Raw genomic sequence first — 25,105 nt, 5'->3', positions numbered from 1 at the left:
GGACCTCCTGATCAGGCGACGGGATCGTCGCGAAGACTGTGCAACGGCGCGCGAAAACGCTCAGCGCGCAGAGCTTGAAGACAATTCTACGACCTCTGCGGCCGCAGCGGCGACGTCCTCGTTCACGATGAGGTGATCGAACTCGTTCTGCGCGGCGAGTTCCACCTTCGCGGTGCGCAGTCTGCGGGCACGTTCCTCGGCGCCTTCGGTCCCTCGACCGACCAGTCTCTGAACCAGTTCGTCCCAGGTCGGCGGCAGCAGGAAGATCAGCGTCGCGGCCGGCTCGGCCTTGCGCACCTGGCGGGCACCCTGCAGGTCGATCTCGAGCAGCACGGTCTTGCCGGCAGCCAGTGCGGCATCGATCGGGGCACGGGGAGTCCCGTATCGCGACCTGTTGTGCACGACCGCATATTCGAGGAGCTCATCCTCGGCGATCAGCCGATCGAACTCCGCATCGTCGACGAAGTAGTAGTGCACTCCGTCGATCTCGCCCGGCCGCGGCGCACGGGTCGTCGCCGAGACCGACAGGTGGATCTCGGGGTTGTGCTCGCGGATGTGTGCTGCGACCGTGCCCTTGCCCACCGCGGTCGGACCGGCGAGGACAAGGAGGCGGCTTCGCGCCCCCCGCGGCTGAAGGAGCGGGAAGCGCGAGTCGAGCCAGTGCGAGAGCGCCACCCGCTGCCTGACGCCGAGCCCTCCGAGTCGCTTCACCGGCGAGATGTGCAGCTCCGCCAGGATCCGGTCGCGCTTCCCCGCGCCGATGGCGGGGAGGGCGAGCAGGAAGTCCGTGATGCGCATCGATCCTTCGACCGAGTCGGGGTCGGCGGTGGCCCGCGCGAGCACGGACTGCGGGGTGACGACACGCATCGTCAGGTCGCGCTTGAGGGATGCGCGGGCGCGGCGCCGCTCGACTGCCTTGCGTGCGGCGGCGGCGCGGTCGACCTCGGGAACGGGACGGGATTCAGCCACGGCCGACCTCCCTGTACTCTGCGACGCGGGCGTCGATGGCGGCGGCGAGACCAGCGGGCCCGGCCGAGAGGATGCTGCGGCTCTCGCTCGCGATGATCGCAGGACTCATCGAGCCGAATCGACGGTGGAGGTCTGCGGGAGCCGCACCCTGCGTGCCGAAACCGGGAGCGAGGATGGGCGCCATCGGCGCGAATGCGGCGATACCGGCATCCGTCCAGTCCACCGTTGCTCCGATGACGAACCCGAAGCTCCCCCACTCGCCTGTGTCCGTGTGCTCCGCGTTGCGAGCCGAGACGACCGAGATGATGTCCGCAGACACCGCGCGGCCGGTCTCGGAGATCGAGCGCTGCAGCGTCTGCGCCTCGGGGTTGCTCGTGGCGGCGAGCACGAAGAGACCCTTTTCGTACTCTTCGGCGAGAGCGAAGGCGCCGTCGAGCGCACCGACCCCGAGGAACGGATTCACGGTCAGGGCGTCCGCCTCGAGCGGAGACCCCGGCGTGAGCCACGCCGCGGCGTACGCATCCATGGTCGAGCCGATGTCCCCGCGCTTGGCATCCGCGATGACGACGAGCCCGGCCGCGCGTGCAGCCGCGAGCACGTCTTCGAGGGCCGCGATACCCGCGGAGCCGAAGCGCTCGAAGAACGACACCTGCGGTTTCACGATCCCCGCGCGGCCGGCGGCGGCCTCGACCGTGCGCAGTCCGAACTCGCGGACTCCGGAGGCGTCGTCACCGAGCCCCCAGGCCGCGAGCAGCGCCGCATGCGGGTCGATCCCCACGCACAGCGGGCCGTGCGCCGCGAGGGCGGCACGGACCCGTTCGCCGAAGCGTGCGCTCACAAAGCGGCCTTCCGGTCGAGTGCGTACTCCTGCAGGCTCTTCACCTGGAAGCCCTCGTGCGCTGCGTCCATGCCGCTCACCGCGGCGCCGAGCACCGCCATCGTTGTGAACAGCGCCTTGTCGGCCGCGACGGCCGCCGCGCGGATCTCGTAGCCGTCAGCGCGCGCCGCGCCCCCCGAAGGCGTGTTCACGACGATGTCGATCGACCCGTCGTTGATGAGGTCGACGATGTTGGTCGCGCCCGACTCCTGGGTCTCGCTGTACTTCTCGACCACGGTCACCGCGATGCCGTTGCGCGAGAGGATCTCGGCTGTGCCCTCGGTGGCGACGATCGTGAACCCGAGCTGCTGCAGACGGTGCGCCGGCAGGATCACCGCGCGCTTGTCGGAGTCGGCCACCGAGATGAACACGGTGCCCGAGGTCGGCATCCCGCCGTACGCGGCCGCCTGGCTCTTGGCGAACGCGGTCGGGAAGTCACGGTCGATGCCCATGACCTCGCCGGTCGAGCGCATCTCCGGGCCGAGGATCGAGTCGACGGTCTTGCCGTCGGCCGTGCGGAACCGCTTGAAGGGAAGCACGGCCTCCTTCACCGAGACCGGGGCATCGAGAGGCACACGAGAGCCGTCCTTCTCGGGGAGCATGCCCTCGGCGCGCAGCTCGGCGATCGTCGAGCCGACCATGATGCGGCTCGCCGCCTTCGCCATCGGGATGCCCAGGGCCTTGGAGACGAACGGCACCGTGCGGCTCGCACGCGGGTTCGCCTCGATGACATAGAGCACGCCGGCGCTGATCGCGAACTGCACGTTCAGCAGTCCGCGGACGCCGACGCCCTTGGCGATCGCGAGGGTCGCCTCGCGCACCCGGTCGATGTCGGTGCGGCCCAGCGAGACCGGCGGCAGAGTGCAGCTGGAGTCGCCCGAGTGGATGCCGGCCTCTTCGAGGTGCTCCATCACTCCGCCGATGTACAGATCGGTGCCGTCGTACAGCGCGTCGACGTCGAGCTCGATCGCATCGTCGAGGAACCGGTCGACGAGCAGGGGCTTGCCCTCCTCGATGATGACCTCGCCCGCCGTGCGCACGAAGTACTCGCGCAGCGACTCCGCGCTGTAGACGATCTCCATCCCGCGTCCGCCGAGCACGAAGCTCGGACGCACGAGCACGGGGTAGCCGATCTCGTCGGCCACGGCCACAGCACCATCAGCGTTCACAGCGGTGCCGTGACGCGGTGCGATGAGACCGGCAGAGTCGAGCAGCTGAGAGAACAGCTCGCGCTCCTCAGCGATGTCGATCGCCGCGGGGCTCGTACCGAGCACTTTGTAGCCCGCGGCCTCGATGCCCTTGGCCAGACCCAGCGGCGTCTGGCCGCCAAGCTGGCAGACCACGCCGAGGATGGTGCCGCTGGCGGCTTCCGCGTCGAGCACCTCGAGCACGTCCTCGAGCGTCAGCGGCTCGAAGTAGAGCCGATCCGACGTGTCGTAGTCGGTGGACACCGTCTCGGGGTTGCAGTTGACCATGATGGTCTCGAAGCCGGCATCCGAGAGCGCGAACGACGCGTGCACGCACGAGTAGTCGAATTCGACGCCCTGGCCGATGCGGTTCGGACCCGATCCGATAATGACGACCTTGGTGCGCTCAGACGGGATGACCTCGGTCTCGAAGTCGTAGCTCGAGTAGTGATACGGCGTGAGAGCCGGGAACTCGCCCGCGCAGGTGTCGACCGTCTTGTACACGGGGCGGATGCCGAAGGCGTGGCGCGCACCGCGGATCTCAGCCTCCTGGTCGCCCCGGAGCTGTGCGATCTGCGCGTCGGAGAAGCCGTGCTCCTTGGCGTAGCGGAGCGTGGCAGCGTCGAGTTCCGGCGCCGTGCGCACGGTCTCGGCGACCTCGTTGATCAGCACGATCTGGTCGATGAACCACGGGTCGATCGCGGTCGCCTCGAATGCCTGCTCGACCGTCGCGCCCTTGCGCAGCGCCTGCTGCAGCGTGACGATGCGACCGTCTGTCGGGATCTTCGAGATCTCGAGCAGCTCGGCTGCCGAACGGTTCTCCTCGCCCCAGTGGAAGCTCGAGCCTCGCTTCTCGAGCGAGCGCAGCGCCTTCTGCAGCGCGGTCGCGTAGTTGCGGCCGATCGCCATCGCCTCACCCACCGACTTCATGGTGGTCGTCAGCGTCGCATCGGCGGCCGGGAACTTCTCGAACGCGAACCGCGGCACCTTGACGACGACGTAGTCGAGCGTGGGCTCGAAGCTCGCCGGAGTGACACCCGTGATGTCGTTGGGGATCTCGTCGAGGCGGTAGCCGAGTGCGAGCTTGGCCGCGAGCTTGGCGATCGGGAACCCGGTGGCCTTCGAGGCGAGAGCGCTCGAGCGCGAGACGCGCGGGTTCATCTCGATGACGATGATGCGGCCGTTGCTCGGGTCGACGGCGAACTGGATGTTGCAGCCACCGGTGTCGACGCCGACGGCGCGGATGATGTCGATGCCGATGTCGCGGAGCTTCTGGTACTCGCGGTCGGTGAGCGTCAGGGCCGGGGCGACGGTGATCGAGTCGCCCGTGTGCACGCCGACGGGGTCGACGTTCTCGATCGAGCAGACGACGACCGTGTTGTCGGCCGTGTCGCGCATGAGCTCGAGCTCGTACTCCTTCCAGCCGAGGATCGACTCCTCGAGGAGCACCTCGGTGGTCGGCGAATCGCGCAGACCGGCTCCGCCGATGCGGCGGAGGTCCTCTTCGTCGTACGCGAAGCCCGAGCCGAGACCGCCCATCGTGAACGAGGGGCGCACGACGAGCGGATACCCCAGCTCGGCCGCACCCTCGAGCAGGTCGTCCATCGTGTGCGCGATGATGCTGCGGGCGACGTCGGCTCCGGCGTCGAGCACCAGCTGCTTGAAGATCTGGCGATCCTCGCCCTTGTTGATCGCCTCGAAGCTCGCGCCGATCAGCTCGACGTCGTACTTCTCGAGGATGCCGTGGTTGTGCAGCTCGATCGCGGCGTTCAGTGCGGTCTGTCCGCCCAGGGTCGGAAGGATCGCGTCAGGGCGCTCCTTCGCGATGATCGTCTCGATGACCTGCCACGTGATCGGCTCGATGTACGTCGCGTCGGCGAAGTCGGGGTCGGTCATGATCGTGGCCGGGTTGGAGTTGACCAGGATGACCCTGACGCCCTCTTCGCGGAGCACACGGCACGCCTGGGTGCCGGAGTAGTCGAACTCGCAGGCCTGACCGATGACGATCGGGCCGGAGCCGATGACGAGAACGGAGTTGATGTCGTCGCGCTTGGGCATTACTTGGCGTCCTTCTTGCTGGCGATGACCATGTCACGGAACCGGTCGAAGAGATAGTTGGCGTCGTGCGGGCCGGCAGCGGCCTCCGGGTGGTACTGCACCGAGAACGCCGGGATGTCGAGGGCGCGGAGGCCCTCCACGACGTTGTCGTTCAGACCGACGTGGCTGACTTCGACCTTGCCGTAGCCGTGGGGGCTGTCGAACGAACCCTCCAGCGGCGCTTCCACGGCGAAACCGTGGTTGTGAGCGGTGATCTCGACGCGTCCGGTCGACTTGTCGAGCACCGGCTGATTGATGCCGCGGTGGCCGAAGGGCAGCTTGTAGGTGCCGAGCCCCAGCGCCCTGCCGAGCAGCTGGTTTCCGAAGCAGATCCCGAAGAACGGCAGCCCGTCGTCGAGCACCGAGCGCAGCAGCTCGACATGGTCGCCCGACGCCGCGGGGTCTCCGGGGCCGTTCGAGTAGAAGACGGCGACGGGGTCGATCGAGCGGATGTCGTCGATCGTGACGTCCTGGGGCAGCACGTGCACCTCGAAGCCACGGGCTGCGAGATTGTCGATCGTCGCCTGCTTGACTCCGAGGTCGAGGACGGCGAGATTGCCGACCCGCTCCCCCATCGCCGTCGTCACCGTGGCGACGTCGACAGAGACCTGCGACGAGAGGTTCTGACCGGCCATCTCGGGGGCTTCGCGCACGAGCCGCAGCTGCTCTTCGGGGTCGATCTTCGCGGCGTCGCCCGAGAACACGCCGCCGCGCATCGAGCCGGCCGAGCGGATGTGTCGGGTGATCGAGCGGGTGTCGATGCCGCTGATGCCCACGATGCCGTCTCGCTCGAGGATCTCGTCGAGCGAGGCGTTGGCTCGCCAGTTCGAGACGACGCGCGAGGGGTCGCGGACGATGTAGCCGGCCACCCAGATGCGACGAGACTCGCGGTCTTCGTCGTTCATACCGGTGTTGCCGATGTGCGGTGCCGTCTGCAGGACGATCTGGCCTGCGTACGAGGGATCGGTGAGGGTCTCCTGGTAGCCGGACATGCCGGTGGCGAAGACGACCTCGCCGAAAGTGGTGCCCCGCGCGCCGTATGCACGGCCCGTGTGGCGGGTCCCGTCTTCGAGGACGAGGACGGCGGGTTCGGGGAGGGCTGTCATGACGTTGCTCCTGTGTCGGGGGCGGCGGTGTCGTCCGTGGCCGGGACGAGGCGCTGCAGTTCTGAGATGAAGTTCTGGGGGTCGCCGTCTGTGAGACGGAGGTACGAGTCGACGATCGTGTCGTCGTCTGCGCTCCAGGCGACGCGGACGAGTCCGCCCGGTTCCACGACGCGGTCTATCGTCACGGTCGCACGATCGACGCTCGCGAGCCGTGCGGAGGCGAGGAAGACCGTCGGCGCGCCGTCGAGGCAGAGTGCGAGCCCGCGGTCGGTGACCGCGACCTCTCCCCTGGCACGGTAGGCGAGCGGATGCAGGGTCAGCCGCTCGAGCGGCTGGTCGTGCTTGGTGGTCGAGACGTAGAGCACCTCGTGACGGTCGATCACTTCCGCGTGCTCTGGCACCCCGAGGGGTGCTGCGAGACCCGAGTCGCGTCGGAGTCGTCGTCGCCACGCGGTGAACATGACGATGAGCACGAGCGCCGCCGCTGCGATGGTGATCGCGATGGCGATGTCGCGTGCGCTCATGCGTTCAGCTCCTCGACGACGTCTGCGCCGTCGACCGTCAGGACTCCGCGGTGCAGTGTGAACTCGACTCGACCGGGAAGGTCGCGGCCTAGGTACGGCGAGTTCACGCTGCGACCGTGCAGGTCCGACTCGGTGAAGACGCCGGCGACCGACGGGTCGTAGAGCGTGATCTGCGCGGGCGCGCCCGCCTCGAGAGGCAGTCCGTGACCCGAGAGGCGTCCGATGCGCGCGGGCGCCGCGCTCATCACCCGAGCGACGTCCTCCCAGCCGATCAGGCCGGTCTGCACCATCGACTGGTGCACGACCCGCAGCGCGCTCTCGAGTCCGACCATGCCGTTGGCGGCTGCCTGCCACTCGCACGACTTGTGCTCGCTCGGGTGCGGCGCGTGGTCGGTCGCGACGATGTCGATGGTGCCGTCAGCGAGGCCTTCGCGCACCGCCAGCACATCTTCCTCACGACGCAGCGGCGGATTGACCTTGTAGCGCGCGTCGTACCCGCGCACGAGTTCGTCGGTGAGAAGCAGATGATGCGGGGTGACCTCGGCCGTGACGTCGATGCCCCGCTTCTTGGCCCAGCGGATGATGTCGACCGAGCCCGCTGTCGAGAGGTGGCAGACGTGCAGACGCGAACCCACGTGCTCGGCGAGGAGCACATCGCGGGCGATGATCGACTCCTCCGCCACGGCCGGCCATCCGGCGAGTCCGAGCTCGGCCGAGACGGTGCCCTCGTTCATCTGCGCGCCCTCGGTGAGGCGGGGATCCTGCGCATGCTGGGCGATGACGCCGCCGAAGGACTTCACGTACTCGAGCGCGCGACGCATGATCAGCGGGTCGAAGACGCAGAAGCCGTCGTCGCTGAAGACGCGCACCTGGGCGCGGGAGGTCGCCATCGCGCCGAGCTCGGCGAGACGCTCGCCCTTCTGCCCCACGGTCACGGCGCCGATGGGCTGCACGGTGGCGTACCCGGCCGCTTCACCGAGCGCGAGCTCCTGCTCGACGACCCCGGCGGTGTCGGCCACCGGCGAGGTGTTCGGCATGGCGAAGACGGCTGTGAAGCCGCCGGCCGCCGCCGCCCTGGTGCCGGTGAGGATCGTCTCGGAGGCCTCGTAGCCGGGCTCGCGCAGATGGGTATGCAGATCGACGAGTCCGGGAAGGGCCACCAAGCCGTCGGCGTCGATGACCCGTGCACCCGCACGGCTCAGTCCGGAGCCGATCTCGGAGATCAGCCCGTTCTCCACGATGATGTCGGCGCGCTCGGCACCGAGAAGCTGTGCGCCGGTGATCACGAGGGTCTCGCTCACTGGTCTCCCCCTCGTTCGTCGTCTCGTTCTCCTGCAAGGAGCAGGTACAGCACCGCCATGCGGATGGACACTCCGTTCGTCACCTGTTCCAGCACGGTCGAGCGCGGGGAATCGGCGGCTTCGGAGGAGATCTCCAACCCGCGGTTCATGGGTCCGGGGTGCATGACAATGCTACCGTCCGGAAGGCCCGCCACACGCAGTGCGTCAAGACCCCATCGCCTGGAATACTCCCGCTCAGTGGGGAAATATGCGGCGTTCATGCGCTCGAGCTGTATGCGGAGCATCATCACGGCGTCCGGCCCCTCGGCCAGAGCCTGGTCGAGGTCGTAGACGACCTTCGCCGGCCAGAGCGAGACGTTCTGCGGCACCAGGGTGGGCGGAGCGACCAGAGTGACCTCGGCGCCGAGCGTGGCGAGCAGCCAGACGTTCGATCGCGCCACCCGCGAGTGCAGCACGTCGCCGACGATCACCACCCGGATGCCGGCGAGATCGCGACCCCGGCTGTCAGCGCCGAAGCGCCGCTTGCGGATCGTGAACGCATCGAGAAGCGCCTGGGTCGGGTGCTCGTGCGTGCCGTCGCCGGCGTTGACCACGCCGGCCGAGATCCAGCCGCTCGTGGCGAGGGTCTGCGGCGCGCCTGACGCGGGGTGGCGGATGACGACGGCATCCGCGCCCATCGCCTGCAGCGTCTGGGCGGTGTCCTTCAGGCTCTCGCCCTTGGAAACGCTCGAGCCTTTGGCGGCGAAGTTGATCACGTCGGCCGACAGGCGCTTCGCCGCGGCTTCGAACGAGATGCGGGTTCGCGTCGAGTCCTCGAAGAAGAGGTTCACGACGGTCTTGCCGCGGAGGGTCGGGAGCTTCTTGACCTCGCGCGACTGCGTGTCGGACATGTCCTCAGCGACGTCGAGGATGCGCAGAGCCGTCTCGCGATCGAGGGTACGGGTGTCGAGGAGATGTCTCATGCTTCGATCGTCACCTCTTCGGCGCCGTCGTGCTCGGCCAGCCGCACGTTGACGCGCTCCTGACGGGAGGACGGGATGTTCTTGCCGACGAAGTCGGGCCGGATCGGCAGCTCGCGGTGGCCGCGATCGACGAGGATCGCGAGGCGGACGATCGAGGGGCGACCGATCGACTGCAGCGCATCGAGCGCGGCGCGGATGCTGCGGCCGGAGAAGAGCACGTCGTCGACGAGGACGACGGTCTTGCCGTCGATGCCACCGGCGGGGATGTCGGTCGGACGAGGAGACCGCGTCGGCTGCTTCGCGAGATCGTCGCGGAAGAGCGTGACGTCGAGGGCACCCACCGGGACGGTGGTCTGCGCGATCTCGCCGATCACAGCGGACAGGCGATGGGCGAGAGTGACTCCGCGGGTCGGAATGCCCAGCAGGACGAGGTTCTCAGCCCCTCGATTGGATTCGAGGATCTCGTGTGCGATGCGGGTCAGAGCCCGCGAGATATCGGCTTCGTGCAACACAGTTCGTGCACTCATCGGCCGCTCCCTTCTCCGCCTCACAGGACGGTGTTAAAGGTTGCTTGATGCACTCAGTCTAGCGCGGCTCAGCGCCACTGCAGGACTTCGCGCACGACGGCCTGCGAGGCGGGCGACCCGTCGTTCGCCATGCCTGAGAGAGACTCGTGCGAGAGCATCGCACCCTCGGCCCCGGCGGCCGCGGTGATCTGTTCCAGGGCGGCCGTGACCCGTGGCGCCGCTGCCCGCGCATGCGTCGCATCTCCGCGTGTCGAGGTGTGAGGGAAGACCACGAGCTCGGCGACCCCGGCGACGACGGGCCGTGCTGCGGCCACGACGAGCGTCGGGGGCAGCACGGGCTGCAGCGCATGGGGCAACGGGAACGGCAGCTCGTCGGTCAGCAGACCCCGCCACCAGCTGCGCTTCGAGCCCTTCTCGTCGCCGATCTCGAGCGCGGTCGCCGTCCATTCCGAACCTCGCGCGCGGAGACCGCCGTCGAAGTCGTCGTCTCGGAACTCGAAGCCCACGCCGGTCAAGAAGTCGGCGGCGATGCGCACGAGCCGCTCGGGGTCGGAGCGCACGATCCATCGCGCACCACGCAACGGCCCCTGGTGCTCGAGCCGCGACGTGCGGGCATCACGACCCGATCCCTGCGGATGCGGGGTTCGTGACACGTCAGCTGGCCTCGCTGAGCACAGCGTCGCTGACCTCGTCGATCTTCGTGGAACGGATGGGGTGGCCGCTCGTCGACAGACACCGGCCGGTCTTGAGATCCCACTTCCAGTCGTGCATGCTGCAGGTCAGTACGCCGTCTTCGTCGACCTTGCCGGTCTTCGTCAGGTCAGCCCGCAGGTGGGGGCAACGGCGCTGAACGACCCAGTCGCCGATCTCGGCATCCTCGGTCTGATCTGTCTGCTCCTGGTACCAGTTCTCGACGTACTCGATGCGGTCGACCGAGAGGCACTTGAGGAACGTCGTGAGGAACTCGTTGAACTTGCCGCTGCGTCCCACCTGGAACTGCATCGAGAGGAAGATCGAGTTCGACCAGTCGATCTCATGATCGCGGATGTTGGTAGAGACGAGGTCGGCCGGGATCGTGTACCAGTAGATGCATTCCTCGCCCGCGTACTCGCGGACCTTCGCCCGGGGGAAGTCCACGACCATGTCGAGGTCGCCGATCCGGAATCGCACGCAGCCGCCGACTCCGAGTCGGATCGTGCGGGACTTCTTCAGGAGCGGTTCCCACCAGGCCTTCAGCTCCTCGAGCATCTCGGCTGGCGGCAGGACCTCGGCGCGCGAAGCCTCCTCGTCGAGGATCTCCTGCTGACGTGAGGCCCGCTGCTCTTCGAGGTACTCCCACTTCTCGTCGAAGATGTGGGCGAGCTCCGCCTCGGTGTACAGCGACTGCTCGGTCGACACCTCACCGGCGTCGACGGTCACGACCGTGCCCGGCACGAACAGGTGCCCGTCGTACTGCGGCGAGAGCTCCTTCATGTGGGCGAGGAACTGCTTCTGGTCGGTGAAGATCGACTCGCCGTTGCGCCCGAGACCGTTGAAGTCGAAGAGATCGTCGCGGAGGAACATCGGCGGCCCGGCCATCGGGAAGACGTGCGGTGCGTCGACCTTGTCGATGTAGTACATGGCGCGCTTGTTCTGCGCGTCGCGCTTGAGCTTCGCGAAGTTCTGCTTCGCATCCAGCGGCAGGTCGTAGACCATGGGCCACCAGATCGCGCCCGAGACCTGCGTGAAGTACGCGTCCGGCTTGCCGAAGTGCAGCAGCGTGTCGAGGTCGAGGGGGTGGGAGTCGTTCTGGTTGAGCACCGATCCGGTGCCGTCGTCGACGCTCAGCGACGAGTCGCCGATGGGGCCGTCGCTCGGCGCACGCAGCGGCGTGATCATGATCTTCAGATCGCCGCGCTCGATGATCTTCCCCGCCGGCGCGTAGGTGATGTTCGTGTAGCCCAGCGCCCTGATATCCTGCTCGAGGTCATCGATCGGGTACTCGGGCAGCAGCACCTCGATGTCCTTGCGGATGTAGCGCTCGAGCAGCGCCGGATCGAAGTGATCGCGGTGCCGGTGCGAGATGTAGAGGAAGTCCGCCTCACGGCCGAACCGCTCCCAGTCGAGCGCGCGGTTGTCGGGGAAGGGGAACCACGAGCCGAAGAACGAGGGCCCGAGAACCGGGTCGCAGATGATGTTCCCGCCGACTGTCTCGATGAACATCCCGGCGTGGCCGAGTCCCGTGATCCGCATGCATTCCTCCTGAAGTGAACCGTTCGATTCTACCGACGGGGTCCTGGACGGATGCGGTGACCCGGCCGGAACAAATCACGCCTCGTCGAACAGACCCTTGATGTCATCGGCCGTGAGCGACTGCGCGAAGAGCTCGTCGTCGTCCATCACAGCGGTGAAGAGTCGGGCCTTGCGACGCTGCAGCTCGAGGACCTTCTCCTCGATCGTGCCGGTCGAGATCATCCGATAGACGAACACCTGATTCGTCTGCCCGATGCGGTGCGTGCGGTCGATCGCCTGCTCTTCGGCGGCCGGGTTCCACCAGGGATCGAGCAGGAAGACGTAGTCGGCTTCGGTCAGCGTGAGTCCGAAACCGCCGGCCTTCAGGCTGATCAGGAACACCGGCTGCTCCCCCGCCTTGAACCCGTCGATCACCTGCTCCCTGCGCCGCGTCGAGCCGTCGAGATGCGCGTAGGGGATGCCCGCGGCCTCGAGGCGTGCGGCCGCGAGATCGAGGAACGAGGTGAACTGGCTGAAGACGAGAGCGCGGTGCCCCTCGGCCTGCAGCTCGACCACACGCTCGAGAAGCGTGTCGAGCTTGCTCGAGCCGATCTCGGCGTCGGCCTCGTCGACCAGCGCCGGTGCGAGGCTCAGCATGCGCAGCAGCGTGAGCGAGCGGAAGACGATGAAGCGGTTGCGATCGAGATCGTTGATGAGTCCGAGGACCTTCTGACGCTCGCGCTGCAGCACGACGTCGTAGAGGGCCCTGTGCTCGGGACTCATCTCGACCTCGAGAAGCTGCTCCTGCTTGGCAGGCAGATCGGGCGCCACGAGCTCCTTCGTCCGTCGCAGCATCAGAGGCCTGACGCGACGACGGAGCTGGGCGAGGCGCCGAGCGCGGTATTCGCCGCCCTCTTCGTTCTCGGGGATCTTCCCCTTCTCGATCGGCTGGATGTACCGGTCCTTGAACTTGCGGGCCGAGGGGAAGAGCCCTGGGGCGGCGAGCTTGAGAAGCGACCACAGCTCGGAGAGGCTGTTCTCCATCGGTGTGCCCGTCACGGCGTACGTGACGTCGGCATGGAACGTCGAGATGGCGCGGTGGAGCCTCGTCTTCGGGTTCTTGACGAACTGGGCTTCATCGAGGATCAGTCCGGCCCACTCGACCTCGCGGAACTCCTCTTCATCGAGTCGCGCGACCGTGTAGGAGCTGACGACGAGGTCGCTCGACCGGGCCGCCGCCCTCAACGCGTCAGCGCGCTTGCCGCTCGTGCTGTCGACGATCGACACGCGAAGGCCCGGGGTGAAACGTGCGGCCTCTGACCGCCAGGTGCTCAGCACCGACGTGGGGGCGAGCACGAGGAACGGCCGCGTCTCGCCGGCATCTCTCGTGTGCTGCACGAACGTGAGAAGCTGCAGCGTCTTGCCGAGACCCATGTCGTCGGCGAGGATCCCTCCCAGCCGATGACGCCACAGGAAGACCAGCCAGTCGAAGCCGGTCTTCTGATACGGGCGCAGGTCGGCCTGAACGCCCGCGGGCACTGGCGTCGGGGGAACACCGGTGGCCTGACGAAGGCCGTCCGCCGTGGCGCGCCAGCTGACAGCAGGCTCGGCCTCGTCTGCGAGATCCTCGAATTCCTCCCAGAGATCGGTCTGGTAGCGGCTGATCCGCGGGCCCGTCTCCCATTCGTCGAGCTCGCCCGCCTCCTCGATGAGGTCGCGGAGACGATCCAGCGCCGGGTGGTTGAGCGAGAAGTAGCCGCCGTCGGAGAGGAGCAGCTTCCTGCGCCCCTTGCTCAACGCCGTGAACAGCGGCCCGAACGGGATCATCCGGCCGTCGATCGTCACGAGGATGCCGAGATCGAACCAGTCGGAGTCCGTCGACTCGACGGTCGTGACCTTGACCTGGGGGTCGCCGGTCAGCTCGCGGTACGCCTTGCGCTCTCCGCTCGACTCGACGCGGACTCCCGCCGCCTCGAGCGCGGGAAACCCCTCCGCGACGAACGCCGCCGCGTCGATGTCGTGGAAGGATCCACTCGGCCTGAAGCTCGTCGTGCGGAACTCCTGCCACGCCGCCTCGATCTTCGCCCTCTTGGCGGTCTCGACCGCGGCGTCGCGCACGGCCGCGTCGTTCCAGGCGAACGGCACGCGCCCGAACTGACCGTACGACCACTCGAACGTGTAGCTCACGACATCGCCGCGCTCGTAGCTGACGGTCAACACGGGCTCGGGCTCGGGAACGTCAGGAAGCGCGACCGCCCCGACCGTGCGCACCGTGCTGCGCCTCGCCAGCAGCGGGTAGGCGTCGGCGATGAACGCCTGCTCGTCGTCGGAGGGCACGACGATCGGATCGGATGCCGCGAGCAGCGCACGTGTCTGCTCGCTCAGAGACGCCTCGGCGAGGACGATCTCTATCCGCGCACCCACGAGGCCGGCCGAGTAGACCCCCGTGCGGCCGATCGGATGCACCTCCCGGTCGGGAATCTCACGATCGTCGATGCGCACGTCCGCGGACACCACCAGGGAGCCGTCGTCCGCTCGCGTGATGCGCGTCGAGACCTCTGCGCTGGCGGCGATGCGCACCGATGCGCTCTTCTGGCTCGCGACGAGCGGGATGCCGAGCTCGGCGCCGGATCGGAGGTGTCGCCAGAGCAACGGCGACTCCACCTGATCGAGCACGAGCCATTCGCCGGCGTTGCCGGAGAGCAGCGAATCCCGCGAGATGCTGAGCAGGTCTCCGAACCAGCGATTCTGGTCGCGGCCGAACTGCGAGGCGTCACGACGGACGGCATCCCAGCCTGCGCCGCCCTGGATCCAAGCACCGGTCTGCGCGCTGCGCATCATCGGGCGGATCGCCAGCAGCAGCTCACCGTGCGGGCGTGCCAGGTCGCGTGCCGTGGCAGCGCGAACGGGGCGTGGGCCCCAGTGGTTCTCACTCCGGGACTCGCGGTGCCGCAGCTCGATCCCGAGCGCGAGCCGCTGCGGATGCCGGGACACCGACGGGTCGAGCAGGTTGCGCCACGACGGCGCCGCAGCGCTGCGAGGCGCGGCAGACTCGGTCGGGGCGTCGGGCTGCCGCTGGAGAGCCGCAGCCTGCTGGGAGTACTCGTGCACGTTGGAGGCGAGCAGCGTGGCGACGACATGCTTGCACCCGCTGCGCACCGGGCACGAGCAGCGGGTCGTACGCGGCCGCCTCGTTCCGTTCGACGAGTGGAAGAGGACCTCGGTCACATACTGGGCGTCCGAGCTGCCACGGACATGCCCCTCGAGTTCGAGGAGATCCTCATGCCAGACCACGTCGAGGACGTTGCCCTCGCGGAAGTACGCGAGACCGCGTTGATAACCACCCGCATCGGTGATCTGCATGAGATCTCGAAGATCGACGTGCGGCGCGGGCATGACCCCATCCTTCCCGCGGCCTCCGACATCTCGGAGACCGCGTCCTGAGTCGTCGCTCAGGCCGCGCGAGAGACGCGGGCGAGCACACCGTGCACGAATGCGCCCGAATCGTCGGTGGAGAACTCCTTGGCGAGCTCGACCGCCTCATCGATGGCGACGGCCGTGGGCACCTCGGCGTTGAAGAGGATCTCCCAGACGCCGATGCGCAGCAGCGCGCGGTCGACCGCGGGCATCCGCTCGAGCTTCCAGTCGCGGCTGTGCGTGGTGATGAGCTCGTCGATCTCATCACGGTGGTCGATGATGCCGTCGACAACCTCGCGGGCATACAGCCAGGAGGCCTCACGGGCGGGTTCGCTCGCGGCTCGCTTCGCCTCTGCGGCCAGGGCCACAGCGACCTCGTCGCCTCGAACGTCAGCGGAGAACAGGATGTCGAGTGCGCGCTTGCGCGCCTTCGTGCGGGCGCTCACGCCTTACTTCTCGCGACCGAGGTAGTCGCCGGTGCGCGTGTCGACCTTGACCTTGGTGCCGGTCTCGACGAACAGGGGCACCTGGATCTCGTAGCCGGTCTCGAGCGTGGCGGGCTTCGTGCCGGCCGACGAACGGTCGCCCTGCACGCCCGGCTCGGAGTACGTGATCTCGAGGATCACGGACGCCGGCAGATCGATGTACAGCGGGTTGCCGTTGTTGAGCGCGATCGTGACCTGCTGGTTCTCGAGCAGGAAGTTCTTCGCGTCGCCGACGGTCGCTGCGGGGACCGTGATCTGGTCGTAGTCGGTCTGGTCCATGAAGACGTACCCGTCACCATCGGTGTACAGGTAGGTGTAGTCACGACGGTCGACGTTCTCGATCTCGATCTTCGCGCCGGCGTTGAACGTCTTGTCGACGACCTTGCCACTCATCACGTTCTTGAGCTTGGTGCGGACGAACGCGCCGCCCTTGCCGGGCTTTACGTGCTGGAACTCGACGACGCTCCAGAGCTGCCGCTCGATGCTGAGGACGACGCCGTTCTTGATGTCTGCGGTAGATGCCATGCGCTGGGCTTTCCGTTTCTGGAGTCTGGGGGCCGCTCGCGTCCGAGGTGGACTGGGGTGGGCCGAGAGTCGATTCTACGCGATGAGCGCTGCGAGCTGCCGCACGGCGCTCGCGTAGCCGTCTACACCCTCGCCGATCACACGCACCGCCGCGACGTCGTGGAGGTAGGAATGGTGCCGGAACTCCTCCCGCGCGTACACGTCGGAGATGTGCACCTCGGCGAACGGCAGAGCGACTCCGGTCAGGGCATCGCGCAGCGACACGCTCGTGTGCGTGAGCCCACCCGGGTTGATGATGATCGCGGCGCAGTCCTCCCTGGCGGCGTGGATGGCATCGATCAGCACCCCCTCGTGGTTGCTCTGCACGGCCCTGAGCTCGAAGCCCGCCGCCTCGGCGGCCGCAGCGGTGAGCTTCTCGACATCGGCGAGAGTCGCCGTGCCGTAGACCTCGGGCTCGCGGCTGCCGAGCAGGTTGAGGTTCGGTCCGTTGACCAGCAGGATGCGGCGGGTCATTCACCGATCTCCTGGTAAGCGGCGAACATCAGCGACTCGTCCGGCGCCTGCAGAACGGTGGGCTTGGCGATGTCGTCGAGGAGGATGAACCGCAGCATTCCGCCCCGGCTCTTCTTGTCGCGCTGCATCGTCGCGAGCAGCTGCGGCCACGCACCGGCACGATAGCCGGTCGGCAGTCCGAGCGAGTCGAGGATCATGCGGTGGCGCTCGGCGGCGGAGTCCGACAGCCGCCCGGCCAGTCGCGACAGCTCCGCCGCGTAGAGCATGCCGATCGAGACTGCCGCACCGTGCCGCCAGCGGTACCGCTCCGCATGCTCGATCGCGTGGCCCAGAGTGTGGCCGTAGTTCAGGATCTCGCGCTGACCGGCCTCGCGGAAGTCATCGGAGACGACCTGGGCCTTCATGTCGATGGCGAGTTCGATCGCCCGCCGGAACTCGGGTGTCGTCGAGTCGACGGCGCGCGCGGGGTCGGCCTCGATGATGTCGAGGATCTCGGGAGCCCAGATGAATCCGGCCTTCACCACCTCCGCGAAGCCTGCCGTCGCCTCGTTCGGGCTGAGACTGGCGAGTTCATCGAGATCGCCGATGACCGCGCGCGGCGCCCAGAAGGCACCGACGAGGTTCTTGCCCTCGGCCGTGTTGATCCCGGTCTTGCCGCCGACCGATGCGTCCACGAGGCCGAGCACCGTGGTGGGCACCTGAATGAGCTGCACCCCACGCAGCCAGGTCGCGGCGACGAAGCCGGCGAGGTCGGTCACGGCGCCGCCACCGTATCCGACGACGGCATCCGAGCGGGTGAAGTCGGCCTGTCCCATCACCTGCCAGCAGAAGGCGGCCACCTCGACGCGCTTGCCCTGCTCGGCATCCGGCACCTCGGCGAGCAAGACCTCACGCTGGCCGTTCTCGACGTCGGCGAGCAGGCGATCACGCAGCTCTGCCGCACGGGCGGCGAGCGTGGGCGGGTGAACGACCAGCACCTTGCGCACTCCAGGCTCGAGGGCCGCCGACACCCGATCGAGGATGCCGCGTCCGATGGTGATGTCGTAGGGGTTCTCCCCTGTCACGCTGATGGTTGTCGTACTCATCCCAGTTCTCTCCTCCATGCCACGATGTCGTCGGCTATGCGCTGCATGGGGCGCCGCGACGTGTCGAACGTCACGGATGCCACCTCGTCATACCAGTCTCGACGTTCTTCGAAGATCTGCGTCCATCGCGCGACGGGGTCATCGCCTGCGAGCAGGGGGCGTCCGCCGCTGTGGATCCGATCGGCCACCGCTGCAGCAGTGACGGTCAGGAACACGACCGGATGCTCGAGCAGCAGCGTTCGGGTGCCCGCGTCGGTCACCGCCCCTCCGCCCAGGGAGATCACGCCCCCCTCGTGCAGAGCCTCTGCGACCTCGGCGCGCTCGAGCTCGCGGAAATGCGGCTCTCCGTGCTGCTCGAAGATCGCGGGGATGGAGCCGTGCGCCGCGACCACGCGCTTGTCGGTGTCGACGAACGGCACGCCGAGCTTGCGTGCGACGCGACGCCCGACGCTGGTCTTGCCGGCGGCCATCGGGCCGACCAGCACCAGCGTCAGCCGATCAGCCTCGCTCGTCATGCGCGATGAGCGCAGCCTCGGACGCGGGCGTCGTGCGCAGCTCGGCCGGGATCGCTGCGAGGTAGCCCTCGAGGTTGCGGCGCGTCTCGCCGATGCTGTCGCCCCCGAACTTCTCGAGCACGGCGTTGGCGAGTTCGACGGCCACCATGGCTTCGGCCACCACCCCGGCTGCGGGCACGGCGCACACGTCGGATCGCTGATGGTGTGCGGTGGCGTCCTCGCCCGATGCGATGTCGATCGTGCGAAGAGCGTGCGGCACGGTGGCGATCGGCTTCATTCCCGCGCGCACGCGCAGCACGGTTCCGGTCGACATGCCGCCCTCGGTGCCGCCTGCGCGGTCAGAGCCGCGTGAGATGCCTTCTGCGGTCGCGAACAGCTCGTCGTGGGCGGCGGAGCCGCGTCGGCGCGTGGTCTCGAAGCCGTCGCCGATCTCGACGCCCTTGATCGCCTGGATGCTCATGAGGGCCTGCGCGAGGCGCGCGTCCAGACGGCGATCCCAGTGAACGTGCGAGCCGAGTCCGGGCGGAAGCCCGTATGCGAGCACCTCGACGATTCCACCGAGGGTGTCGCCGTCCTTCTTCGCGTCATCGACCTCGGCCACCATGAGAGCGGATGTCGCCGCGTCGAAGCAGCGCAGCGGATCGGCATCGAGCCTGTCGACGTCGTCGGGGGTGGGAAGCTCAGCGCCGTCCGGCACCCGCACCGGGCCGATCGACAGCGTGTGGCTGACGAGGCGGATGCCCAGCTCGCCGAGGAACGAGCGGGCGATGGCGCCGAGCGCGACCCTGGCAGCGGTCTCACGGGCGCTGGCGCGCTCGAGGATGGGCCGGGCCTCATCGAAGTCGTACTTCTGCATGCCCACGAGATCGGCGTGACCTGGCCTCGGGCGGGTCAGTGGTGCGCTCCGGCCGCGGGACTTGTCGGTCAGCTCGACGGGCTCAGGGTTCATGACCTCGATCCACTTCGGCCACTCCGTGTTGCCGATGCGAAGAGCGATCGGGCTGCCGAGGGTCCTGCCGTGGCGGACGCCACCCGAGATCGTCAGCTCATCCTGCTCGAACTTCATGCGCGAGCCGCGCCCGTAACCGAGCTTGCGACGTGCGAGATCGGCCTGGATCGCCTCAGAGGACACCGGGACGCCCGAAGGCAGACCCTCCATGACGGCAATGAGTTCTGGGCCGTGCGATTCGCCGGCCGTGAGCACGCGGAGCATTGTTCTAGTCTCCCACGCGTTTCGACTCGGATCGTGCCGCGTGACGACCGGTGACTACAGAGCGGTCTTCATGGCGGCGACCACGGCCTCTTCGGACGGCAGCGGAACGCTCTGGTCACCATGCACGAAGATCCGGACCTGACGCACGGCCTGACGCAGCAGCATCGCCTCGCCGGAGGCGGCGCGGCCGTCGCTCCACGCGGATGCGAGCGCCGACGGCCAGGGCGAATAGGCGACATCGAACAGCACTCCCCCGCTCGCACTCAATCGCGCGGCGGTCGTCGAGTCGAGGGCCGTGCCACCGGGCAGCGTCGCCACGGTGAGGCCGACGTCGACCGCGTCTGCATCGAAGGGCGACGCCGAGACGGAGACCCCGAGCCGCCGCCCGAGAGCCACGAGCTCGGCAGCGCGCTCAGGTCGGCGAGCCCGCACGTCGATCGCGCGGGCTCCTGCCTCGACGCACGCGACCAGAGCGGATGAGGCCGTGGCGCCGGCGCCGAGGATGCGAACGCTCTCGATGTCGAGCAGATCCTGCTCGCCCAGGGCGTCGAGGATGCCGCCGACATCGGTGTTGAAGCCGCGGATGCCGTCGGTCAGCAGCAGCGTGTTGACCGCTCCGGTGAGGTCCGCGTAGCGATCGTGCGTTCTCGCGGCGCGGTGCGCGTGCTCTTTGAGGGGCATCGTGAGCGAGAGCCCGCGCCACGAATCGTCCAGAGCGCCCAGGGTGCCGCCGAACGCCGCCTCGTCGACCCGGCGACGCGTGTACTCCCAGTCGACGCCGAGCGCTGCGTAAGCCGCGGCGTGCAGCTGAGGGGACTTGGAGTGCGCGATCGGGTCTCCCCACACCGCGAGGCGCCGATGGGTCATCCGGCCGAGCATCCCCCGTCGGGGTTCTCCTGGCACCACTGCTCCCACTTCTCGACTCCCTGCAGGTGCTCCTCATAGGTCACCGAGAACTGGGTCTCTCCGGTGGCGAGGTTCGTGGTCACGAAGTAGAGCCACGGACCGTCAGCGGGGTGCATCGCGGCGTCGATCGCCGCGTAGCTCGGGCTGGCGATCGGCGTGACCGGCAGACCGGTGTGCACGTAGGTGTTCCAGAGGTTGTCGTCCTCGAGGGCCTCGGCGGAGCTCGAGACGACACCCTCGTGGAGCGAGCCGTATCCGTACTGCGCCGTCGAGTCCATCTGCAGCTTCATGTCGATGTCGAGACGGTTCTCGATCACGCGGGACACCTTCGGGAAGTCTCCGGTGAGGCCCTCGCGCTGGATGATCGACGCGATCGTCAGCACGCGCTGTGCATCTTCGGCGGGCACTCCGGCTTCTGTCAGCGCTTCCTTCGTGCGATCGACCATGCGCTGGATCACCTGCGTGGCCGTCACCTCCGGATCGAACGTGTAGACGGCCGGGAAGAGCCACCCCTCGAGACTCTGCGCGGTGACACCATACGTCGCAGGATCCGCATCGACCGCCGCCTGGAGCTCCTCGATGGGCATGCCGAGCGACTCGGCCATGTCGGGCAGGGAGGACTCGATGGTCGCGCCCTCGCCGACGCTGGCCGAGTTCTCGCGCTTGTTATCGGGATTCTGCAGCGCTTGGAGAGCCGCTTCGGCCGTCATCTTCTCCTTCAGGGAATAGATGCCCGGATAGAAGGTGATCGCGATGTTCTCGGTGACGAGGTAGTCGTAGAAGACGTCCTCCGAGCGCGTGACGCCGGCTTCGTAGAGCGCCGTCGACACCGGTGCGCCTGTGTCGCCCTCATGGATCGTCACGAGCACCTCGCCGGTGGCCATCCCCGGCTCCCAGTCCTTGGGATCGCCCCAGCCGAGCGCGTCGCTGATCTTGTCGCCGTACGCGTTCCACGCCCAGACGCCGGCACCGACGATGCCGCCGATCACGGCGAGGACGATGATGAAGGCCACGAGGCAGCCAGCCCGGCGCTTCTTCTTCGCCGGCGGTCGGTTGCCTGTGTGGTCCTCCGGATGTCCGTCGAAGAGGTCTTCGAGACGGCCGCCTGCCACGGAGCCATCGCCCGCCCTGGTCGGGGCCTCGTCGCCGGTGGGCGCGTCCGACGGCGCGACGGAGGCTCGTTCTGCGGAGGTCACCGCATCCGCTGACGGCGTGGGCGCAGCCGAGCGCGGGTCGATCGAGTCGCCGGCGGCTGCTGCCGGCATCGCCTGGGTCGTCAGGTCCTCACCTGTCGAGGTGTCCGGAGACGGGACTGCAGGGACAGCAGGCGGCTGCACGGCGGCTGCTTCGCGCGCTGCGCGCCGCGACCCGGGTACGGGTGGGGTGTTGTCGACCGTCGGGATCTGCTGCGACGGGTCGGGAAGGTTCTCGAACAGGTCACCCAGGCGGGCGTCCGGATCGTGCTGGGGCGAAGCACTCTCACGTTCGGGCATTATCGGGGGACTCCTCGTCGAGCGGAATCGTGGCACCGGTCGGGTTTCCGGTGCTCTTCTCCGTGTCGATCGCCTGCTGCAGCAGGACCACCGCGGCGATCTGATCCACAATGCTACGAGAGTTCTTCTGTGATCTGCCCGAAGAACGCAACGCGGCGTGTGCCGTGACAGTGCTGAGTCGCTCGTCGACGAGCCGGACCGGAGTGCCGGTGCGCGCCTGCAGGGCGACCGCGAACTCGCGGGAATCCGTCGTCGACGCCGTGTCGGCGCCCATCAGATTGACGGGCAGTCCGACCACGAACTCGAGCACGTCGTAGTCCTCGGCGATCACGGCGATCCGGTCGATCGCCTGCTCATTCCGCTGCACCGTCTCGACAGGCACCGCAAGCATGCCATCCGGATCGCAGCGAGCGACCCCGACGCGCGCCCGCCCGACATCGATACCGATGCGCACGCCGCGGCGGAAACCACTCACGCTGACTGCAGCTCCTGTGACACGGCCTCGAGCGCCGACTGCAGGGCTGCGACATCCGTGCCACCACCCTGAGCGACGTCGTCACGACCGCCGCCGCCTCCACCGAGCACCGAAGCGGCGCGCTTCGCGAGCGCTCCGGCCTTGGCGCCGGCCGCACGGGCGGCGTCGTTCGTCGCGACGACCACCACGGGGCGACCGTTGACCGAGGCGCCGAGAGCGACGACCGCGGCGTCGGACCCGAGGCGATCCCGGACACCGAGCACGAGCTCGCGCACGTCATCGGCCGAAGCCACCTCGCCGAGTGACTGCGCAGCGACGCGGAACGCGCCCACGCGGCTCGCCGCATCGGCGATGGCGGGAACACGACCTGCGCGCTCTTTGGACTCGAACTGCGCGATGCGCTTCTCGGCCGCCTTGAGGTTCGCGGAGAGATCGGCGATGCGCTCGGCCAGCTGGTCGCGAGGCGTCTTGAGCGAAGTCGTGAGCTGCGACACGAGCGCGCGCTCTGCCGCGAGCTCGCGGAACGCATCCTGACCGACCAGCGCTTCGATGCGGCGGTTCGATGCGCCGACCGACGATTCGCCGACGACACTGACGAGACCGATCTCCGCGCTCGTGCTGACGTGGGTTCCCGCGCACAGCTCGCGCGACCACGGCCCGCCGATGTCGACCATGCGCACGACATCGCCGTACTTCTCGCCGAACAGAGCCATGGCTCCGGCTTCCTTCGCCTCGTCGAGCGTGAGGATGCGGGTCGTGACCTCGAGAGCGTCGTTGACGGCGCGGTTGGTGATCTCTTCGATCTCGGTGCGGGTGTCGGCGGAGAGCGCCTGCGACCACGAGAAGTCGAACCGCATGTAGCCCGCGCGGTTGAGCGACCCGGCCTGCGTCGCCGTCGGACCGAGCGTGTCGCGGAGCGCGGCGTGCACCAGGTGCGTCGCCGAGTGCGCCTGGCGCGCAGCGCGGCGATTGGCCGCATCGACGACGGTCGTGGCCGCATCGTCGACGGCGACGACACCGCGGGTGACCTCGATGGTGTGACTGATGAGTCCGGGCACCGGGCGCTGCACGTCGAGCACCTCGAGCTCGTACCCGGGGCCGACGATCACACCCTTGTCGGCGACCTGACCACCGGATTCGGCGTACAGCGTGGTCTCAGCCAGCACGACCTCGGCGATCTGCCCCTCCGTCGCGCTGCGAACCGTCTGACCATCGACGAGGATCCCGAGGATGCGCGAGTCGACCTCGAGCTCGGAGTATCCGTCGAAGCCCGTCTCGCCGAGAGCGCGGAGGTCACGGTACACCGAGACGTCCGCGAGCTGACGCTTGCGGTTGCGGGCGTCGGCCTTGGCGCGTGAGCGCTGCTCCTGCATCAGGGTGTCGAACGCCTCGCGGTCGACCGCCAGACCCGCTTCCTCTGCGACTTCGAGCGTGAGGTCTATCGGGAAGCCGTAGGTGTCGTGCAGCAGGAACGCCTCGGAGCCGCTCAGCGACGCTCCGCCGCCCTTCTTCGTCTCGTCGAGTGCGAGATCGAGGATCGTGGAACCCGATGCCAGCGTGCGCCGGAAGGTCTCCTCCTCGGCGATCGCCGAAGCAGAGAGGGTCGACCACTCCTTCTCGAGCACCGGGTAGGCGGACTTCATCGCATCGCGCGAGGTGGCGAAGAGCTCGGGGAACACCGGCTCGTCGACACCGAGCAGGCGCATCGAGCGCACGGTGCGACGCATCAGGCGCCGGAGGATGTAGCCGCGGCCCTCGTTGGACGGGCGAACGCCGTCTGAGAGCAGCATCAGCGACGAGCGCACGTGGTCGGCGACCACACGGAAGCGGACGTCGTCCTCGTGCACGGCGCCATAGCGGCGGCCGGAGAGCTCGACCGCGCGGTCGAGCACCGGACGCACCTGATCGGTCTCATACATGTTCTCGACGCCCTGCTTCAGGAAAGCGACGCGCTCGAGTCCCATGCCGGTGTCGATGTTCTTCTGGGGCAGCTCCCCCACGATGTCGAACTCGGTCTTGCCCCGGATGTTCTCGATGAAGTCCTGCATGAACACGAGGTTCCAGATCTCGAGGAACCTCGAGTCGTCGGCGGCCGGGCCGCCGTCCTTGCCGTATGCGGGGCCTCGATCGAAGAAGATCTCGGAGTCCGGTCCGCCGGGGCCGGGCTGGCCGGTGTTCCAGTAGTTGTCGGCTCGCCCCAGACGCTGGATGCGCTCGGGCTTGAGGCCGATGATGTCGCGCCAGATCGCCTCGGCCTCGTCATCCGTCTCGTAGACGGTGACCCAGAGGTCCTTCTCATCGAAACCGAGGCCGCCATCGGCCTCGGAGCTCGTCAGCAGCTCCCACGCGTAGCGGATCGCGCCCTCTTTGAAGTAGTCGCCGAACGACCAGTTGCCCATCATCTGGAAGAAGGTGCCGTGACGCGCGGTCTTGCCGACCTCTTCGATGTCGTTGGTGCGGATGCACTTCTGCAGATCGGCGATGCGCGGGTGCGGGGCGGGCACGACTCCGGTGAGATACGGGATCATCGGCACCATTCCGGCGACCGTGAAGAGAAGCGAGGGGTCGTCGCTGACCAGCGAGGCCGAGGGGACGATGAGGTGGTCGTTCTTCTCGAAGAAGTCGAGATACCGCTCCGCGATCTCCGCAGTTTTCATAGGGGTGCCAGGTGTCCTTGCGTACAGGGTGTGGAAGGGCGTGCCGACTGACGTGATGTC

At 68.0% G+C, this 25,105-nt stretch carries 21 protein-coding genes; all 21 read right to left on the bottom strand.

Annotated features, from left to right (window positions below; translation table 11 throughout):
• Positions 1-60: 60 nt before the first annotated feature.
• Entirely contained in the window at positions 61-969 is a 909-nt protein-coding gene (gmk, locus tag RQG82_RS00735; protein WP_311257232.1) for a guanylate kinase, read from the bottom strand.
• The gene (gene pyrF / locus RQG82_RS00730; protein ID WP_311257231.1) at positions 962-1,807 is read right to left on the bottom strand and encodes an orotidine-5'-phosphate decarboxylase; all 846 of its coding nucleotides are present in this window, start codon (positions 1,805-1,807) and stop codon (positions 962-964) included. The genes gmk and pyrF overlap by 8 nt, the downstream gene beginning before the upstream one ends.
• A complete protein-coding gene (carB, locus tag RQG82_RS00725) occupies positions 1,804-5,091 on the bottom strand; it encodes a carbamoyl-phosphate synthase large subunit (RefSeq protein ID WP_311257230.1) in 3,288 nt (1,095 codons plus the stop codon). The genes pyrF and carB overlap by 4 nt, the downstream gene beginning before the upstream one ends.
• The gene (carA, locus tag RQG82_RS00720) at positions 5,091-6,236 is read right to left on the bottom strand and encodes a glutamine-hydrolyzing carbamoyl-phosphate synthase small subunit (RefSeq protein WP_056376910.1); all 1,146 of its coding nucleotides are present in this window, start codon (positions 6,234-6,236) and stop codon (positions 5,091-5,093) included. Before carA ends, carB begins: the two co-directional genes overlap by 1 nt.
• Positions 6,233-6,760 carry a hypothetical protein gene (locus RQG82_RS00715; RefSeq protein WP_311257229.1) on the bottom strand — a complete coding sequence of 176 codons (528 nt, stop codon included), beginning with the start codon at positions 6,758-6,760 and terminating at the stop codon, positions 6,233-6,235. Before RQG82_RS00715 ends, carA begins: the two co-directional genes overlap by 4 nt.
• Positions 6,757-8,061, bottom strand: a complete 1,305-nt coding sequence (locus tag RQG82_RS00710; RefSeq protein WP_311257228.1) for a dihydroorotase — start codon at positions 8,059-8,061, stop codon at positions 6,757-6,759. The genes RQG82_RS00715 and RQG82_RS00710 overlap by 4 nt, the downstream gene beginning before the upstream one ends.
• Positions 8,058-9,023, bottom strand: a complete 966-nt coding sequence (locus RQG82_RS00705) for an aspartate carbamoyltransferase catalytic subunit (protein WP_311257227.1) — start codon at positions 9,021-9,023, stop codon at positions 8,058-8,060. Before RQG82_RS00705 ends, RQG82_RS00710 begins: the two co-directional genes overlap by 4 nt.
• Positions 9,020-9,550, bottom strand: coding sequence for a bifunctional pyr operon transcriptional regulator/uracil phosphoribosyltransferase PyrR (pyrR, locus tag RQG82_RS00700; RefSeq protein ID WP_140037124.1), 531 nt, complete (start codon positions 9,548-9,550; stop codon positions 9,020-9,022). The genes RQG82_RS00705 and pyrR overlap by 4 nt, the downstream gene beginning before the upstream one ends.
• Before the next feature lie 68 nt (positions 9,551-9,618).
• Entirely contained in the window at positions 9,619-10,203 is a 585-nt protein-coding gene (locus RQG82_RS00695) for a hypothetical protein (RefSeq protein ID WP_311257226.1), read from the bottom strand.
• Position 10,204: 1 nt separating this feature from the next.
• Complete coding sequence (locus tag RQG82_RS00690) at positions 10,205-11,782, bottom strand: Rieske 2Fe-2S domain-containing protein (protein WP_311257225.1); 1,578 nt, start codon at positions 11,780-11,782, stop codon at positions 10,205-10,207.
• A gap of 75 nt (positions 11,783-11,857) precedes the next feature.
• Entirely contained in the window at positions 11,858-15,157 is a 3,300-nt protein-coding gene (locus RQG82_RS00685) for an SNF2-related protein (RefSeq protein ID WP_311257224.1), read from the bottom strand.
• 56 nt (positions 15,158-15,213) lie between these two features.
• Positions 15,214-15,624 carry a transcription antitermination factor NusB gene (nusB, locus tag RQG82_RS00680; RefSeq protein ID WP_042536620.1) on the bottom strand — a complete coding sequence of 137 codons (411 nt, stop codon included), beginning with the start codon at positions 15,622-15,624 and terminating at the stop codon, positions 15,214-15,216.
• A 3-nt stretch (positions 15,625-15,627) separates the two neighbouring features.
• Positions 15,628-16,188 (bottom strand): elongation factor P, encoded by a 561-nt coding sequence (efp, locus tag RQG82_RS00675; protein WP_140037127.1) that lies wholly within the window; start codon positions 16,186-16,188, stop codon positions 15,628-15,630.
• A 75-nt stretch (positions 16,189-16,263) separates the two neighbouring features.
• Positions 16,264-16,701, bottom strand: coding sequence for a type II 3-dehydroquinate dehydratase (gene aroQ, locus RQG82_RS00670; protein ID WP_311257223.1), 438 nt, complete (start codon positions 16,699-16,701; stop codon positions 16,264-16,266).
• Positions 16,698-17,786, bottom strand: a complete 1,089-nt coding sequence (gene aroB / locus RQG82_RS00665) for a 3-dehydroquinate synthase (protein ID WP_311257222.1) — start codon at positions 17,784-17,786, stop codon at positions 16,698-16,700. Before aroB ends, aroQ begins: the two co-directional genes overlap by 4 nt.
• The gene (locus RQG82_RS00660; RefSeq protein ID WP_311257221.1) at positions 17,783-18,301 is read right to left on the bottom strand and encodes a shikimate kinase; all 519 of its coding nucleotides are present in this window, start codon (positions 18,299-18,301) and stop codon (positions 17,783-17,785) included. Before RQG82_RS00660 ends, aroB begins: the two co-directional genes overlap by 4 nt.
• On the bottom strand, positions 18,285-19,514 hold the full coding sequence (aroC, locus tag RQG82_RS00655) for a chorismate synthase (protein ID WP_311257220.1): 1,230 nt from the start codon (positions 19,512-19,514) through the stop codon (positions 18,285-18,287). Before aroC ends, RQG82_RS00660 begins: the two co-directional genes overlap by 17 nt.
• Positions 19,515-19,568: 54 nt before the next feature.
• Positions 19,569-20,381, bottom strand: a complete 813-nt coding sequence (locus tag RQG82_RS00650) for a shikimate dehydrogenase (RefSeq protein ID WP_311257219.1) — start codon at positions 20,379-20,381, stop codon at positions 19,569-19,571.
• Positions 20,378-21,913, bottom strand: a complete 1,536-nt coding sequence (gene mltG / locus RQG82_RS00645) for an endolytic transglycosylase MltG (protein WP_311257218.1) — start codon at positions 21,911-21,913, stop codon at positions 20,378-20,380. Before mltG ends, RQG82_RS00650 begins: the two co-directional genes overlap by 4 nt.
• Entirely contained in the window at positions 21,900-22,388 is a 489-nt protein-coding gene (gene ruvX / locus RQG82_RS00640; RefSeq protein WP_311257217.1) for a Holliday junction resolvase RuvX, read from the bottom strand. Before ruvX ends, mltG begins: the two co-directional genes overlap by 14 nt.
• On the bottom strand, positions 22,385-25,045 hold the full coding sequence (gene alaS / locus RQG82_RS00635) for an alanine--tRNA ligase (protein ID WP_311257216.1): 2,661 nt from the start codon (positions 25,043-25,045) through the stop codon (positions 22,385-22,387). The genes ruvX and alaS overlap by 4 nt, the downstream gene beginning before the upstream one ends.
• Positions 25,046-25,105 lie beyond the last annotated feature (60 nt).

This window comes from Microbacterium sp. WCS2018Hpa-9, from assembly GCF_031843745.1.
Classification (GTDB): domain Bacteria; phylum Actinomycetota; class Actinomycetes; order Actinomycetales; family Microbacteriaceae; genus Microbacterium.
Note: the sequence above shows the minus strand (reverse complement) of the source record. Positions and strands in the feature narration are given on the sequence as shown.